This is a genomic window from Alkalibaculum sporogenes (genome assembly GCF_009362815.1).
Taxonomy (GTDB): domain Bacteria; phylum Bacillota; class Clostridia; order Eubacteriales; family Alkalibacteraceae; genus Alkalibaculum_A; species Alkalibaculum_A sporogenes.
The window spans coordinates 65838-83037 of sequence record NZ_WHNX01000003.1; the positions used below are offsets into that span (position 1 = coordinate 65838).

Genomic DNA, 17200 nt, shown 5'->3' on the forward strand with positions numbered 1-17200 from the left:
ATGAGACATAGAATAAAAATATTCGTGTTCTTTCTATTTATAGTTTTTATACTAGCTATGGGTATAAGGGAAGTTAATTATAACAATTATGAGATAATAGAAAATGCAGATAAAGAAGTAATTATAATAAATGTTGAAAATAATCAGACCCATATAAAAATATTTGGTGAGTATATTGTAATTAACGAAAATATAAATAATTATTTTAATAATATAGTAAATAAGTTTAAATAAGGATTAAGAAAGCTATTATAAAATAATAGCTTTTTTAATCGTAGAAAATTTAGATTAACTTGGTTAAGATAGCACGTTAATAAGCAACAAGTATGCTATTTTTATACTTAATAAGATAGTGTATACTTATCTACTCGTAACCCTCCTTTAAGGTTTAACACGGAATTTGAAACTTAAAAGAATATCTAGGAAATTAAGAATAAATAAGCAAGAACTAATTTCTTGTTACTAAAATGTATTTTTGTTATAATAACTTGATACAGGTTACCAAACTACTTAAGGACCAAATTACCTAGTAAAATTGGAGGAATCTATTTAAATGACTTTATCAAAACAAGAAAGAACTAGAAATTTTAGTATTATTGCTCATATAGATCATGGGAAATCAACTTTAGCTGATCGACTAATACAAAAAACTGGCTTACTTACAGAACGTGAAATGTCTAATCAGGTTTTAGACAATATGGATCTTGAAAGGGAGCGAGGAATAACAATTAAACTCCAAGCGGTAAGGTTGGTTTATAAAGCTAATGATGGAGAGGAATATTTCTTTAATCTCATTGATACACCTGGTCATGTGGATTTTACTTATGAAGTATCAAGAAGTTTAGCAGCCTGTGAAGGAGCTTTGCTTATTGTTGACGCAGCTCAAGGTATAGAAGCACAAACTATGGCTAATGTATACTTGGCACTGGAAAATGAGCTAGAAATAATTCCAATTATTAACAAAATAGATTTACCAAGTGCAAATCCTGAAATGGTTATTAATGAGATAGAAGATATTATCGGTATTGAGGCACAAGGTGCACCTTTAATCTCTGCTAAAGAAGGAATTAATATAGAAGAAGTTCTAGAAACTATAGTAAAAAAAGTGCCTGCTCCATTAAATAAAGATCATTTGCCGCTAAAAGCCTTAATATTTGATTCTTACTATGACCAATATAGAGGAGTAGTTGCATCTATTAGAATTAAAGAAGGTAAAATTAATAAAGGTATGAAAGTTAAGATGATGGCTACGAATAAAGTTTACGAAATAGATGAAGTTGGTGTTTTTGCCAATACTCTTTTACCAATAAATGAACTTATCAGTGGAGATGTAGGATATATCAGTGCTAGTATTAAGAATGTAAAGGATACTAGAGTAGGAGACACAATCACTGAGGCTCTAAACCCTACTGACGAAGCTCTACCAGGATATAAAAAAATTATACCAATGGTATATAGTGGTATATATCCCGCGGATGGATCAAAATATGATGATCTAAGAGAAGCTTTAGATAAACTACAATTAAATGATGCTTCATTGATGTTTGAACCGGAAACATCAATTGCACTTGGTTTTGGGTTTAGGTGTGGTTTTTTAGGCCTACTTCATATGGAAATAATTCAAGAGAGGCTTGAGAGAGAATATAATCTAGATCTAGTTACTACTGCTCCAAGCGTTATATACAATGTAACAAAGACAAATGGTGAGGAAATACAAGTTGACAATCCAGCAAATTTACCACCTACTGTAGAAGTTTCGCATATGGAAGAACCTATTGTGAATGCACATATAATGGCACCTTCACAATATGTGGGTGTAATAATGGATTTATGTCAAGAACGACGTGGAGAATATATAACCATGAATTATATCGAAGATACTAGGGTTGTATTAGAGTATGATTTACCATTAAATGAAATAATATATGACTTTTTTGATGCATTAAAATCTCGGACTAAAGGATATGCTTCTTTTGATTATGAGGTTAAGGAGTATCGAAGAAGTGATTTAGTTAAATTGGATATCTTATTAAATGGTGAAATGGTAGATGCACTTTCATTTATTGTACACCGTAGCAAGGCTTATAATAGAGGTCGAAGCATCACAGAAAAATTAAAAGAAGTGATACCAAGACAAATGTTTGAAATACCTGTACAAGCTATTGTCGGTGGTAAAGTAATTGCAAGGGAAACTATCCGTGCAATGAGAAAAGATGTACTCGCTAAATGTTATGGTGGAGACATCTCTAGAAAACGAAAATTACTTGAAAAACAAAAAGAAGGAAAGAAGCGAATGCGACAAGTTGGTAATGTAGAAGTTCCACAAGAAGCATTTATGGCAGTACTTAAACTAGATGATAAGTAAGATTAGAAAAACTACTAAGATATAATAGGGTAAGGAGTATAATATATTGAAAGATTTAAGTTTATACATTCACATCCCTTTTTGCAAACAAAAATGTTATTATTGTGATTTTTTATCTTTTTCTAATGAAGAGGATACTGTTTCGATTTATTTTGATGCATTGAATAGAGAAATTAATAATACACCAAATACTAAAGATGAATATCTTGTTAAGACAATTTTTATAGGTGGGGGAACTCCCACTTATGTTCATTTTAAATATATTATTAAGGTGATAGAAACTATTAAAAATAATTTTAGTGTTGATCCAGAAGCCGAAATTAGTATTGAAAGTAATCCTGGTACATGTAATATCGATAGTTTATATGCTTATAAAAATATAGGTATAAACAGACTCAGTATTGGTCTTCAATGCTGGCAAAATAACTTATTAAAAAATATTGGTAGAATACATACTCATGAGGAGTTTGTTAATTCTTATATAAATGCTAAACAAGTAGGTTTTACAAATATAAATATAGATTTAATCTTTGGGTTACCTAATCAAAGTATTAGCCATTGGATGGAAACACTTTATGAGGTTTGTAAATTAGAACCAACCCATCTATCTTGTTATAGTTTAAAACTTGAGGAAGGAACAGTACTGTACAAAAGTAATCTGTCAAATCAATTTACAATAGATGAAGAACTAGACAGACATATGTATTATTATTCAATAGAATATCTAAATAATAGTGGATACTATCAATATGAAATATCTAATTTCGCTAAACCTAATATGGAGTGTAATCATAATCTAGTTTACTGGGAATTAAAACCATACATTGGACTAGGATTAGGAGCTCACTCGTATTTTGAAGGATATAGATATAGTAATGAAGAAAATATAAAACAGTATATTCATAAAATTCAAAATGGAGATACTATAAATACGGCAAAAATGCTTCTTTCTGTTGAGGATATGAAAGCAGAATTCATTTTCCTTGGGCTAAGGAAAATCCATGGTATCTATGACAAATTTTATAGAAGAATGTTTAATAGTAGTTTCTTTGATGATTATGAAAAAGAGATAAACCAATTAGTTAAGGAAGATTATATTATTATTACAGATGGAAATTTAAAGTTGAGCAAGAAAGGGTTAGATTTTGCTAATTTTGTATTCATGTCTTTTCTAAATGATTAGAATAATTTGTCATAAACTATTGACAAACAATGCAATTGGTGATATTTTTATATTAGCCTTAGCACTCGACCTTATAGAGTGCTAACAAAGAAGGTGATTAAAATGGATAAAATGAAAGAGAGAAAGTTAAGTATATTAAGAGCAATTATTCAGGATTATATTATTACTGCAGAACCGATTGGTTCAAGGACTATAGCTAAAAAATATAATCTAGGTGTTAGCGCTGCAACAATACGTAACGAAATGGCTGATTTAGAAGAGATGGGTTTGTTAATACAACCTCATACATCTGCAGGAAGGGTTCCATCAGAAAAAGCGTATAGGCTTTATGTAGATCAACTAATGCAGATAAAGAAATTAGATGAGATTGTAGAGAAGTCGATTCGAGATAGTTATAAACAATACGTTGAACAAATTGAGAAATCAATTGAATTAACGGCAAAATTATTGGCACAATTAACTAGTTATACATCTTTAGTACTTACTCCGGAAATAAGGTCTTTAAATTGTAAGTTGGTACAGCTAATTCGTATTCAAGATGAGAGAATTCTAATGGTTATAATTACGAAAGAAAACGTAGTTAAGAATCATGAAATTGTTTTATCTCAGAGTGTCGAGGAAGCTGAATTGACTAAACTGACTAATATATTAAACTATTTTATTAAAGATCTAGATATTTCTATGATAAATAGTGAGTTGATTAAAGAGATAGATCAATTATCGATAAAAGAAAATCAGTTTTTACAGGATATAATATCCAATTTAAAGAATGTATTATTAGATAGTGATAATAAGAACACATTGTATTCTAATGGCATGACAAATTTGCTGAACTATCCCGAATTTAATGATATTGATAAAGTAAAACATTTTTTAGAGATATTTCAAGAAAAACAAACAATTGCCGAGTTACTAAAAAATTATGCAAATGGTACTCATATTGTCATAGGCAATGAGAATACAATTTCACAGTTTAAAGATTGCAGTTTACTTACTGCTACTTACCAGTTTAATGGTCAAAATCTTGGCACTATTGGCGTTGTAGGACCTATACGCATGAATTATGATCATGTGGTTTCAGTGCTAGCGTTTTTAAGCCAAGAATTAAATAAACAAATAAACCAAAATAGATATAGTAAAAATACTGATGAAAGGTGATATGATTGGATAAAAATGAAAATATAATTGAAGAAGAATTGAATGAGGAAATATCTCCGACAGATGAAGAAAAGTTAGCAGAAGTGAAAAGTGATATTGAATTGGAAGAATTAGAAGTTGAAAAAGCTGACAAATTAAAGGATGAAAATGCAAATAAATTGATAAGAATGCAGGCAGATTTTGATAATTTTAGAAAAAGAACTATCAAAGAAAAGGAAGACATATATAAGTATGCATTATCAGATTTTGCTGAAAAGTTGTTACCTGTTCTTGACAATATGGAAAGAGCTTTAAAGTCTATTGAAGACGCAAATATAAGTGATGCTTATGTAGATGGTGTTAAGATGGTAGCTAATACATTAATAGATGTATTGAAAACCGAAGGACTAGAGGAGGTTAAGGCAGATAATACAGAGTTTAATCCTTTACTTCACCATGGAGTTGCAGTAGAGAATTTAGAAGAAATAGAAGATAATCAAGTTATTGAGGTTTACCAAAAAGGGTATAAATTTAAAGATAAAATAATAAGACCTGCAATGGTAAAAATATGCAAAAAATAAAAACTTTTAAGGAGGAAATATATCTATGAGTAAGGAAAAAATCATTGGTATTGATTTAGGAACAACAAATTCATGTGTTGCTGTATTAGAGGGTGGAGAACCAGTAGTAATTGCAAATCCAGAAGGTAATAGAACTACACCATCAGTAGTAGCATTTTCAAAAGATGGAGAAAGATTAATTGGTCAAGTAGCCAAAAGACAAGCGGTGACCAATCCAGATAAAACTATTATGTCAATCAAAAGACACATGGGTACAGACTATAAAGTTAATATTGAAAATAATGAGCATACACCACAACAAATTTCAGCAATGATACTACAAAAATTAAAATCAGATGCAGAAGCATATCTAGGTGAAACAGTGAGTAAAGCTGTTATTACAGTACCAGCATACTTTAGTGACAGTCAAAGGCAAGCAACTAAAGATGCAGGCAAAATAGCAGGTTTAGAAGTATTGAGAATCATAAATGAACCTACTGCTGCTGCACTAGCTTATGGACTAGATAAAGCTGGAAATCAAAAGATAATGGTATATGACTTAGGTGGTGGTACTTTTGACGTTTCTATATTAGAATTAGGAGATGGAGTATTTGAAGTTCTATCTACTAACGGAGACAATCGCTTAGGTGGAGATGATTTTGATGAAAAGATTATCGATTATTTAGCATCAGAATTCAAGAAAGATAATGGTGTTGATTTACGAAGTGATAAGATAGCTTTGCAAAGACTGAGAGAAGCTGCTGAAAAAGCAAAAATTGAATTATCAGGAGTAATGACAACTAATATAAACTTACCGTTTATTACTGCAACTCAAGAGGGACCAAAACATTTAGACATTAACTTATCTCGATCAAAGTTTGATGAGTTAACTGCCGATTTAGTAGAAAGAACTGTAGGTCCAGTTAAAAATGCTATGAAAGACTCTGGTTTATCAGCAGATCAAATTAATAAGATAATCTTAGTAGGTGGCTCAACTAGGATACCAGCAGTACAAGACGCAGTTAAAAAACTTACTGGAAAAGAAGCAGATAAAGGAATTAATCCAGATGAGTGTGTTGCAATTGGTGCTGCAATCCAAGCAGGAGTATTAGCAGGAGAAGTAAAAGATGTATTGTTGTTAGATGTTACACCACTGTCTTTAGGAATAGAAACAATGGGTGCTGTATTTACAAAGTTAATTGAAAGAAATACTACGATACCAACTAAAAAAAGCCAAGTATTCTCTACGGCTGCTGATAGCCAAACTGCAGTTGATATACATGTATTACAAGGTGAAAGAGAAATGGCTACCTATAATAAGACATTAGGTAGATTCCAATTGACTGGAATTCCACCTGCTCCAAGAGGAGTACCACAAATTGAAGTAACATTTGATATAGATGCAAATGGAATTGTAAATGTATCTGCAAAAGATTTAGGTACTGGTAAATCACAAAATGTTGTTATACAATCTTCTACTAATATGAGTGAAGATGAAATTAATCAAGCTGTAAAAGATGCTGAAAAATTTGCCGAAGAAGATAAAAAGAAAAAAGAAGAAGTTGAAGTAAAAAACACTGCTGATTCTACATTGTATCAGACTGAAAAATCTCTTAAAGAATTAGGGGATAAAGTATCTGATGAAGATAAAGGAAAAATAGAATCTGCTATAAATGAATTAAAAGCAAAAATCGAAAACGGTGATACTGAATCTATAAAGGCTGCAACAGAAGCATTGAATGAAGCTTTTTACCCAATAGCACAAAAGATGTATGAAGAAGCATCAGCGCAAGAACAAGGAGAGCAACCAGAAGGTTCGCCTAATGACGACGTAGTAGATGCAGATTATGAAGTAGTTGACGAAGAGGATAAAAAGTAATAGAATAAATGAAGTAAAAAAGAATTATGGCAACCAAAGCTCTGTTTTGGTTGCTTATTGTTCTTATTATTATATGATATGAAAGATAGATATACCAGTTGGGATTTATTCATCCAATAAAATCACGTGTAGATCATTCTTGAATACCTTATAAGTGAAGTGAGTTTAAGGAGAGTATTTAAATGAGTAAAAGAGATTATTATGAGGTTTTAGGATTAAGTAAGAGTGCCTCTTCGGAAGAAATTAAGAATGCATATAGAAAAGCTGCTATGAAATATCATCCTGATAGGAATCCAGGAGATAAGAAGGCAGAAGAAAATTTTAAAGAAGTTAATGAAGCTTATGAAGTTTTAAGCGAAGACAGCAAAAGAAGTCAATATGACCAGTATGGACACGCTGGAATGGGTAATAACGGTGGTTTTGGTGGTGGATTTAGTGGTGGTGGTTTTGACGATATATTTAGCGATATTTTTGATATGTTTGGTGGTGGAGGAAACTCTTCAGCAAGAAGAAACGCTCCTCAAAGAGGGGCAAATTTAAAGATAAGCATTCATCTTTCTTTTGAAGAAGCTGTATTTGGCGTTGAAAGAGATATAAAAATAAACCGAAATGAAGAGTGTGGAAAATGTCACGGGACTGGTGCTAAAGATGTAGGAGATGTTAAGACTTGTGATAAATGTGATGGCGCAGGTCAAGTGAGAGTAAATCAAAAAACTCCTTTTGGTATTATGCAATCTATTAGAACATGTGATAAATGTAATGGTGAAGGTAAGATAATTAAAAATCCTTGTAGTAACTGTGGTGGTAGAGGATTAGAAAAAAAAGTCAGAAAAATAAATATTAATATTCCTTCAGGAGTAGATAATGGTTCTATCTTACCACTTAGAGGAGAAGGAGAACCTGGAGTCAACGGAGGACCTAGAGGAGATTTATTAGTATACATAAGTGCTGATGACCATCCGTTTTTAGTTAGAGAAAACAATAATGTCTATAGTGAGATACCAATTACTTTTGTGCAGGCAACTTTAGGAGACGAAATAGATATACCTTCTTTAGATGAAAAGTCTAAGACTATAAAGCAAGTTAAGTTTGCTATACCTGAAGGAACTCAACCAAATCATACCTTTAAACTAAAAGGTAAAGGTGTAAATAATCCGAATGGTTATGGTAAGGGAGATCAGTATATTAAAGTGAAAATGGAAGTACCTACAAATTTAAATGAAGAACAAAGAGATCTTCTGAGAAAGTTTGCTGATGTTACAGGATCAGAAGTACATGAACATAATAAAAGCTTTTGGAAAAAGGTAAAAGATTATTTTAATTAAAAAAGATAGCATAAGCTATCTTTTTTTAATTAATTAAGTAACTTCTTAAAAGACTTAGACCAGTTACTCATGAGTAATACAATACTATAAAAGAGAATGTAATTTTTTCTGGGTTCTAGGATAAAAAGTCGATAAAGAGTTATTTTTTACCATAGACCCAAAATTTATTACACTACCTAAATATCCATCACTATGCTAAGCTTTCTTTTTTCTTTGTTTTCTTCTTAGTTTTGAAGAAAGAAATAGCTTGGTTTAGGTCTTCATTTAACAAGTAAATTTTCTCCACTTCAATAGATAAATTTTCCATTGCGGATGTTTGTTCTTGTATAGCTGCAATTGACTCTTCTGTACTTGCCGCATTATCTTCTGCTATCTCTGAGAGATTTTCCATAATAGATAATATATCTTCTTTTACTAGATCCATATTTAAGCTACTCTTTTTTAGTGTTTCTATAGCGAGTTTACTTTTATTAATTGAACTAATTATATCTTCAAACTTATTTTTTGTCGTTTCAACACTAGTGACTTGTTTATTTATAACCTCTTTTGTTAAGTCCATAGCATCCATAGCACCATTTGAGTTAATCTGTAATTCTTTAATAATATTATCTATTTTTTTAGTTGATTCTGTAGACTTTTCTGCTAACTCCCTTATTTCTTCTGCAACTACTGCAAAACCTTTTCCAGATTCTCCTGCTCTTGATGCTTCAATAGCTGCGTTTAAAGCAAGTAAATTAGTTTGCTGAGCTATAGAAGAAATAATATCACTTGCTTCCTTAATATCTACTGCGCTTTCATTAGTTTTAATAACTACGCGACTTATTGATTGTATTGACTCATCAGCTTCGTAAACCTTACTTGATAAATCTTGTATCTGATACATACCTTCATCTACTAATCCTAAGATATTATTAGAAATTTCATCTACACCGTTAATCAGAGAGTTTGTTTCAATTACCATCTCTCCTAAGTAATGAGACTTTTCGACGCCTCTTACTGTTACAGAGGCTTGTTCAGTAGCGCTATTTGCAATATTCTCACTACTTTTTAAAATTTCATTGGAAGCTACATTTGTCTGATCAACAGTAGTTCCTAATACTTGTAGAGCCTCAGTTAAAAAACTTAAGGAATCGTATACTTTATCTATTAAAATTTTAGTTTCTTTTATTACTAAATTATATGAACAGATTACTTCACCAAACTCATCTTTTTTTAATTTGTTTTCATTAGCTGTAAAAGTATAGTCACCCTTGCTCATTTTACCTGATAGCCATTTTAAAAAGAATATAGGGTCATGTACATTCTTTTTCATAAAAGAATTAAAATATACTAGTGCTATTATTGAAAATGTTAAAGCAGATATTAAATAAAGTACTAACAAGAATTTTAAAGAATCTTGTGTATTAGTGGGATTGTTGGTTAAGTACACAGCTGTAGAGATACCTACCACTATAAAAATCATAATACATAGTAAAATCGTTCTCAATACTAAGGATTTTGTGACAGTATAATATTGTAATTTTTCTTTATTACTATATTTCATCTTTTCCTCCTTTGATAAGTGCTTATTGTAATATCGGTTAATTTTTGAATAAATTTAATGGGAAATTATGAAAAAAATAAAATATTATATGATAATACAAGAACATATATTATTTAGCATAATAAAATATATAGAAGGGATGTGATTTATATTATCTACGATAAGAATTCAGCAGTTCAATATGCGCTAAAGTATGCCTTAGAGCCAAATAACAACTATATTTACTATCAAGATAATGATTGTACAAATTTTATTTCACAGTGTCTACGGGCTGGAGGAGCGCAAAATGACTTTAATACTAGTCACCCTTGGTGGTATAATAATGGAAAAAATTCTATTTGTTGGTCTGTTGCACACTCGCTTTTTTGGTATATTAGAGTATGTACACAGGAGAATAGATTTGGTATTAAAGCTAATACATATTACTTAAATGACAATAATAAATATAAACAAGATATTGAAGGATTAATAAAATTAGGAGATATTATACAATACAAAAATTATCAAGACAGAATACAGCATTCTACTATTATCACAGGATTTGATAATGTAGATAATGAACCACTAGTTTCACAACATACATTTGAAGGTAGAAATGTTTCATGGAGAAAAAATTTTAAACAAGTAATTTTTCATCATATAACTAGCATTAACTAGTAACTTGATAGCCAGAGAAAAAATGAATCTTTTAATCTGGCTATTAATATTTTTAAATTATAGAAATTTAGAAGATAATATAGATTTTGCTTTTTCGACTTCTTTTTGCGAAGGAGGTTCAATGTCTTTTAGAGTATAATCAACACCTATCTTGTTCCATTTATATTGTCCTAACGAGTGATAAGGTAGCACTTCAATCTTCTCTACATTTTTCAAAGTATTAATGAACTCTGCTGCTAATTCTAAATCTTTTTGAGCATCCGTGTACCCTGGTATGAGAACATACCTTATCCAAACTGGTATTTTTATTTCAGACAAATACTGTGCAAATTTATGAATTATATCTAAATCTACGCCAGTCAATAATTTATGTTTTTCTTTAACTGCTTGTTTTATATCTAATAGTACAAGATCAGTATAATTCAAAAATTCATACACTTTTTTAACTTCTATATAGCCAGAAGTATCTAGTGCTGTATGGATGCCTAATTTTTTGCATTGTTTAAATAATTCAGTTACAAAATCTATTTGCATGGTTGGCTCTCCTCCTGAAAGAGTAATGCCACCTTGTGAGAATTTAAAATATTCCACATAGTTTTGAAGATCATCTAGAATTTCATCAACGGTGACCGTACGTCCAGATTTTGGGTTCCAAGCATCTCGATTATGACAGTAAAGGCATCTAAGAGGACAACCTTGCATAAAAACAATATAACGAATGCCAGGACCATCTACTGTTCCAAAAGTTTCAATAGAATGAATCTGACCTGTAATAGACATTATTCCACCTCCTACCCAGCATAATTAAACTATAGCATAGCTATTAGCACGTGTATTAAATGACTTGTTGTAAATGATAAAAATATCTGAGGAAAGATATAAATTACCATTTTACAGAATGCATTCAACTAAATTTTCTCGTGAAAGGTTCTATTAATTACATCAAGCTGTTGCTCTCTTGTTAACTTTATAAAATTAACAGCATATCCAGAGACTCTTATAGTAAGTTGAGGATATTTTTCAGGGTGTTCCATAGCATCTATTAATGTTTCTTTTTCAAAGACATTTACATTTATATGATGTCCGCCTTTGCTAAAATATCCATCTAACAATGCTTTAAGATTTGTTGATCTAGAGCCTTGATCTTTTCCTAGAGCTTTAGGAATAACTGAAAAAGTAAAAGAAATACCATCTTGTGCATATTCGTAAGGTAATTTAGCTATTGAATTTAGCACAGCTAATGCTCCTTTTATATCACGTCCATGCATTGGATTTGCTCCTGGAGCTAATGGTTCGCCAGACTTTCTGCCATCGGGAGTATTTCCAGTTTTAGAACCATATACTACATTTGAAGTAATAGTTAAAATAGAGAGGGTAGGAACTGATTGTCGATATGTTCTCTGTTTACGGAGTTTATTCATAAAGAGTTTCACAACATCGATAGCAATTTGATCTACAGTGTCGTCATTATTACCGTACTTTGGGTAATTACCATCTATTTCATAATCTACTACAATACCTTCATCATTCTTTATAGTCTTAACTTTAGCATATTTAATAGCACTAAGAGAATCTACCACCACAGATAGCCCTGCAATTCCGCATGCCATAGTACGTAAAACCTCTTTATCATGTAAGGCCATTTGTATTCTTTCATATGCGTATTTATCATGAGAGAAGTGAATCATATTTAAAGAGTTAATATACAATCTTGCTACCCAATCTAATATTGTATCGAAGCTTGTCATAACTTCATCATAGTCAAGGTACTCAGACTTAATTGCATGAAATTTCGGGCCAACTTGTATTCCTGTGATTTCATCTCTTCCGCCATTGATAGCATATAGTAAGGCTTTAGCCAGATTACATCTTGCACCAAAAAACTGCATCTGTTTACCAACTCTCATTGCAGATACACAACATGCAATGGCGTAATCATCACCATAATGGTGTCTCATGATATCATCACTTTCATATTGAATAGAGCTTGTATTAATAGAAATATTGGCACAGTATTTTTTAAAATTATCAGGTAAAGAGGTGCTCCATAATACGGTCATATTGGGTTCTGGAGCAGGTCCTAAATTATTTAGAGTATTTAAGAATCTATATGATGTTTTTGTAACTAATGTTTCACCGTCTAAACCCATGCCGCCGATACACTCAGTAACCCAAGTTGGATCACCGCTAAATAATTTATCATAATCAGGAGTACGTAAAAATCTAACAATTCTTAATTTGATTACAAATTGATCTATTAGTTCTTGTGCTTGTGATTCTGTTATTATTCCTTCTTTAAGATCTCTTTCTATATAGATATCTAAGAATGTAGATACACGACCAAGACTCATGGCAGCACCATTTTGTTCCTTAATAGCTGCTAAGTATGCTAGATATAGCCATTGAACAGCTTCTTTGGCGTTTGTAGCGCCTTTAGAAACATCGACGCCGTATTTATTAGACATCTCTTTTAACTCTTTTAGGGCTTTAATTTGCTCTGATGTTTCTTCTCTAGCTCTCATTACATTATCATCAATATAATCATACTCCATCATGATTTTTTCTTGTTCTTTGTCTTTTATAAGATAATCTACTCCATATAGAGCCAATCTCCTATAGTCCCCTATAATTCGTCCACGCCCATAAGCGTCAGGAAGGCCTGTAATGATACCAGCTTTTTTTGCTCGTTTCATCTCGGCAGTATAAAGATCGTATACGCATTCATTATGGGTCTTACGGTACTTTTGAAATATCTCTACTATATCTGGATTCAAATCAAAGCCATAAGATTGACATCCTTTTATTATCATACGAATTCCACCAAAAGGCATTATAGCTCTCTTAAGAGGGGCATCCGTTTGCAATCCATATATTATCTCGTTTTCTTTATCTATATAACCTTCATTATGAGCAACGATATTAGATATAGTATCTGTATCTATATCTAATACACCTCCACGTTTTCTTTCTTCTTGTAGAGCTTTAGAAATCTTACTCCATATATTCTTAGTTTTCTCTGTTGCTTTTTCAAGAAAACTATCATCTCCAATATAAGGAGTACGATTTTTAATTATAAAGTCTCTAACATCAACTTCACTATTCCAATTGCCTCTTGTAAAAGAACTCATATACAACTCTCCTCTTAATCATTTAATGCATTTATTGCGGGCCCGTTAATTACATTTCCTCTGTAATCAAAACGTGAACCATGACATGGACAGTCCCAAGATTTTTCTGCTCTATTCCACCTAAGTTCACAACCTTTATGGGTGCATATTGTATCTACAAAATATATTTTGCCATCTTCATGCATGTACGCACCAAACTTCTGTTCATCAATTTTGAGTATGCAGCCTTCTCCTGGTGTGAGGTTTAAGTCATCAGGAAGATTTCTAAGTTTTCCTGTTACTAAATCTATTGCTACATGAAGATTTTGACTTACTAATTTTAGAATGGAGATTGGGTTTAAGCTTCGAGATGGATTATATAGGCTTTTCCATTCATTATTATTTTTTAGAATCTCGTCACTAATAATTTTTGATGCTACATGAGAAGAGGTCATGCCCCATTTTTTAAAACCTGTACCTAAATATATGTTTTCTGAGAATTTAGTTATTTTTCCAATATAAGGTATATTATCGGGAGTAATTAGGTCTTGCGTTGACCAATGATAAGGGACATCTTCGACGGTATAGTATTTTTTAGCGAAGTTGAGCAACTCATTATAATGTTCATGGGTATTTTGCCCATGGGCTGTCTTATGGCTTTCTCCACCTATTAAAATTAAGTCTCCCTTTTCGTATTTTTGACAACGAAGTGACCTAGTAGGTGTTTCGGCGTTTATATACATGCCTTCATTATATTTTTCTTTAACTTTAACACCTAATATATAAGAGCGTTCTTGGTACATTCTAGCATAGTAGAACCCAATATTATCGATAAATGGAAAATGACAGGCGATAACAACTTTTTTAGCATTTATTTGGTTATTATCTTTAGTAGTTAAAATACAAGGATCACTTCTTTTGATGTTTGCAATTGGAGTATTTTCAAAAATATGAACTCCATTTTGAATAATATGATCTGCAATGGCAAGTAAATACTTTCTAGGATGAAATTGAGCTTGGTTTTTAAATCTAACAGCTCCTAGAGTAGGGAAAGGAAGATTAAGATCTTTTTCAAAAGTAGCATCAATGCCAACCTTTTTAGCAGCTTCAACTTCACTTTGAATTTGATCTAAATAAGTATCATCCTGAGTAAAAATATAAGAATCTTGTCGTGAAAAATCGCAATCAATACTTAATTCAGAAACAAGATTTTCAATATAATTTATTGCCCACTCATTAGAAGTTGCGTATTTTTTTGCATGGTCTATACCAAAATTGTCGATTATATTATTGTAAATCAAACCGTGCTGTGACGTTATTTTAGCTGTTGTATAACCTGAAGTACTGCTCGCAATATTTTTACTTTCAAAGATAGCGACATTTAAGCCTGAATTAATTAACATATATGCTGTAGTGATTCCTACCATGCCTCCACCAACAATGGCAACATCTATGTCTATGTCACTTTCTAGTTTTTGATAATTAGTTTGTTTAGTAGATGACATCCAATATGAACTTGGACTATCTTTAAATCGATTATCATTCAAATTTATAATCCTCCTTATAAAAGTGATATATTAGACTAAACAGAAAACTGAGTATTTGAAAATTAATTTTAAACCACAGTATTTGTATGTAAGTATTCCACTGCTATATAAATATATTCAAAGAGATTTGAAATACTTTACATCAACAGCAATTATAATGAAATTTACAAAAATTATGAGTTTGTATTTAATGAGATTATTAAAATTATAAAATAAAGATAAAAAAACACAGGTATTAAACTACATACCCGTGTAAAAGATGTGTGCAAACATTTTAGCAACTGTCCTAAAATTTTATACTATTCCGTGTGCCATCATAGCAGTTGATACCTTTAAAAACCCAGCAATATTTGCGCCAACTACAAGATTATTATCAGAACCATATTCTATAGCAGCCTCTTTTGCATTTTTGTAGATATCTTCCATGATTTGTTGTAATTTAGAATCTACCTCTTCAAAGGTCCAAGAATAACGCATACTATTTTGTGACATTTCAAGAGCAGAGCAAGCTACTCCCCCTGCATTAGAAGCTTTTCCAGGTGCAAATAGAATATCGTTTTCTATAAATACATTAACAGCATCTTGAGAACAAGGCATATTTGCTCCTTCTGCAACTGCTATAACTCCATTTGAAACTAATGAATTAGCCGCTGTTACATCCAACTCTCCTTGGGTAGCACAAGGTAATGCAATGTCGCATTTTACAGTCCAAATACCTGTAAAACCTTCTACATATTTTGAGCCAGGTACTCTTTCTACATATTCTTTAATTCTTGCCCTTTTAATTTCTTTTAATTCTTTAACAATATTTAATTGTATACCATTTTCATCTATAATATAACCATTAGAATCAGAGCAAGCTATAACTTTAGCCCCTAATTCCGCAGCCTTTTCCATAGCATAAATAGAAACATTACCAGAACCTGATACAACTACAGTTTTTCCTTTAAAACTTTTATGTGTATCTTTTAACATCTCTTCAGTAAAGTATACAAGACCATAACCAGTTGCTTGTGTTCTAACGAGGCTACCTCCATAAGTTAATCCTTTACCTGTTAGTACTCCTTGTTCGCGGACATTCTTAATTTTATTATAGTATCCGTACATATAGCCGATTTCTCTTGCACCTACACCAATGTCACCAGCAGGTATATCTAGGTCTGCACCTATGTACTTTTGCAATTCACTGATAAATGCTTGACAAAATCTCATTACCTCATTATCAGATTTACCTTTAGGATCAAAGTCAGAACCACCTTTTCCACCACCTATAGGTAATCCAGTTAGTGAATTTTTAAATATTTGTTCAAATCCTAAAAACTTAATAATACTTTGGTTTACAGATGCATGAAATCTTAGACCACCTTTATATGGACCTAGTGCAGAATTAAACTGAACTCTAAAACCTCTGTTAACTTGTACTTTTCCACTGTCATCTACCCAAGGAACCCTAAATGAGATAACTCTCTCAGGCTCAGTAAGCCTTTCTAGTAAACCAGCCTCTATAAGTTCTGGATTTTTTTCGAATACAGGTGTTAAACAGGTTAATACTTCTTTAACAGCTTCAAGGAATTCAGTTTCTCCTATATTTCGTCTCTCTACTTGATTTAAAACTAATTGTACATACTCACTACCGTTCATCGTCATTCTCCCTTTGTATAAGATTAATTACTTTAATAACCATTTCTAAACTTAAATATTATTACTTTGTATAAATAAATATAGCACCCTACTATTTGAGTGTCAAATAATTTGTAATATAGTTATACTAATAAAACATAAATGAGACAATTTAACAGTTATTATTAGATTGTATTCAAAATTTAAATATACTATAATGGTTTATGACACTAAAGTGCTACAGTATAAAATAGCACATATGTGTAGAAATCGATAT

General features: G+C 31.3%; 13 protein-coding genes. 8 read left to right on the plus strand and 5 right to left on the minus strand.

Translation table 11 applies throughout. The features are described 5' to 3' along the window. The 7 genes from GC105_RS02340 to dnaJ all read left to right on the plus strand — a co-directional run bounded on the left by GC105_RS02340 (nt 1) and on the right by dnaJ (nt 8449). On the plus strand, nt 1-234 hold the full coding sequence (locus GC105_RS02340) for a hypothetical protein (protein WP_152801306.1): 234 nt from the start codon (nt 1-3) through the stop codon (nt 232-234). A 319-nt stretch (nt 235-553) separates the two neighbouring features. After that, nucleotides 554-2365, plus strand: a complete 1812-nt coding sequence (lepA, locus tag GC105_RS02345) for a translation elongation factor 4 (RefSeq protein ID WP_152801308.1) — start codon at nt 554-556, stop codon at nt 2363-2365. A 46-nt stretch (nt 2366-2411) separates the two neighbouring features. After that, a complete protein-coding gene (gene hemW, locus GC105_RS02350; protein ID WP_152801310.1) occupies nt 2412-3548 on the plus strand; it encodes a radical SAM family heme chaperone HemW in 1137 nt (378 codons plus the stop codon). Between the two features lie 102 nt (nt 3549-3650). Further along, nucleotides 3651-4706, plus strand: coding sequence for a heat-inducible transcriptional repressor HrcA (gene hrcA / locus GC105_RS02355; RefSeq protein ID WP_152801312.1), 1056 nt, complete (start codon nt 3651-3653; stop codon nt 4704-4706). A gap of 5 nt (nt 4707-4711) precedes the next feature. Next, on the plus strand, nt 4712-5266 hold the full coding sequence (grpE, locus tag GC105_RS02360) for a nucleotide exchange factor GrpE (protein ID WP_152801315.1): 555 nt from the start codon (nt 4712-4714) through the stop codon (nt 5264-5266). 25 nt (nt 5267-5291) lie between these two features. Then, nucleotides 5292-7124 carry a molecular chaperone DnaK gene (gene dnaK, locus GC105_RS02365; RefSeq protein WP_152801316.1) on the plus strand — a complete coding sequence of 611 codons (1833 nt, stop codon included), beginning with the start codon at nt 5292-5294 and terminating at the stop codon, nt 7122-7124. A 182-nt stretch (nt 7125-7306) separates the two neighbouring features. After that, entirely contained in the window at nt 7307-8449 is a 1143-nt protein-coding gene (dnaJ, locus tag GC105_RS02370) for a molecular chaperone DnaJ (RefSeq protein ID WP_152801318.1), read from the plus strand. Nucleotides 8450-8639: 190 nt separating this feature from the next. Here the strand turns inward: dnaJ and GC105_RS02375 are convergent, their stop codons facing one another. Then, the gene (locus tag GC105_RS02375) at nt 8640-9992 is read right to left on the minus strand and encodes a methyl-accepting chemotaxis protein (RefSeq protein ID WP_152801320.1); all 1353 of its coding nucleotides are present in this window, start codon (nt 9990-9992) and stop codon (nt 8640-8642) included. Between the two features lie 141 nt (nt 9993-10133). Between GC105_RS02375 and GC105_RS02380 the strand changes: the two genes are divergently transcribed. Beyond that, nucleotides 10134-10649 carry an amidase domain-containing protein gene (locus tag GC105_RS02380; RefSeq protein ID WP_343029932.1) on the plus strand — a complete coding sequence of 172 codons (516 nt, stop codon included), beginning with the start codon at nt 10134-10136 and terminating at the stop codon, nt 10647-10649. Nucleotides 10650-10706: 57 nt separating this feature from the next. Here the strand turns inward: GC105_RS02380 and pflA are convergent, their stop codons facing one another. From pflA to gdhA, 4 genes are all read right to left on the minus strand, one after another. Continuing rightward, entirely contained in the window at nt 10707-11429 is a 723-nt protein-coding gene (gene pflA / locus GC105_RS02385) for a pyruvate formate-lyase-activating protein (RefSeq protein WP_152801322.1), read from the minus strand. 128 nt (nt 11430-11557) lie between these two features. Further along, nucleotides 11558-13777 carry a formate C-acetyltransferase gene (gene pflB / locus GC105_RS02390; RefSeq protein ID WP_152801324.1) on the minus strand — a complete coding sequence of 740 codons (2220 nt, stop codon included), beginning with the start codon at nt 13775-13777 and terminating at the stop codon, nt 11558-11560. A gap of 14 nt (nt 13778-13791) precedes the next feature. Then, a complete protein-coding gene (locus tag GC105_RS02395; RefSeq protein ID WP_246169670.1) occupies nt 13792-15303 on the minus strand; it encodes an FAD-dependent oxidoreductase in 1512 nt (503 codons plus the stop codon). 294 nt (nt 15304-15597) lie between these two features. Further along, a complete protein-coding gene (gdhA, locus tag GC105_RS02400) occupies nt 15598-16944 on the minus strand; it encodes an NADP-specific glutamate dehydrogenase (RefSeq protein WP_152801325.1) in 1347 nt (448 codons plus the stop codon). Between the last annotated feature and the right edge of the window lie 256 nt (nt 16945-17200).

Excerpts from the sequence above, each read along its gene's own strand:
- gdhA (WP_152801325.1), bottom strand. The coding sequence starts at position 16,944 with ATGAACGGTAGTGAGTATGTACAATTAGTTTTAAATCAAGTAGAGAGA.
- GC105_RS02375 (WP_152801320.1), bottom strand. The coding sequence starts at position 9,992 with ATGAAATATAGTAATAAAGAAAAATTACAATATTATACTGTCACAAAA.
- dnaJ (WP_152801318.1), top strand. The coding sequence starts at position 7,307 with ATGAGTAAAAGAGATTATTATGAGGTTTTAGGATTAAGTAAGAGTGCC.
- lepA (WP_152801308.1), top strand. The coding sequence starts at position 554 with ATGACTTTATCAAAACAAGAAAGAACTAGAAATTTTAGTATTATTGCT.
- pflA (WP_152801322.1), bottom strand. The coding sequence starts at position 11,429 with ATGTCTATTACAGGTCAGATTCATTCTATTGAAACTTTTGGAACAGTA.
- pflB (WP_152801324.1), bottom strand. The coding sequence starts at position 13,777 with ATGAGTTCTTTTACAAGAGGCAATTGGAATAGTGAAGTTGATGTTAGA.
- hrcA (WP_152801312.1), top strand. The coding sequence starts at position 3,651 with ATGGATAAAATGAAAGAGAGAAAGTTAAGTATATTAAGAGCAATTATT.
- dnaK (WP_152801316.1), top strand. The coding sequence starts at position 5,292 with ATGAGTAAGGAAAAAATCATTGGTATTGATTTAGGAACAACAAATTCA.
- GC105_RS02340 (WP_152801306.1), top strand. The coding sequence starts at position 1 with ATGAGACATAGAATAAAAATATTCGTGTTCTTTCTATTTATAGTTTTT.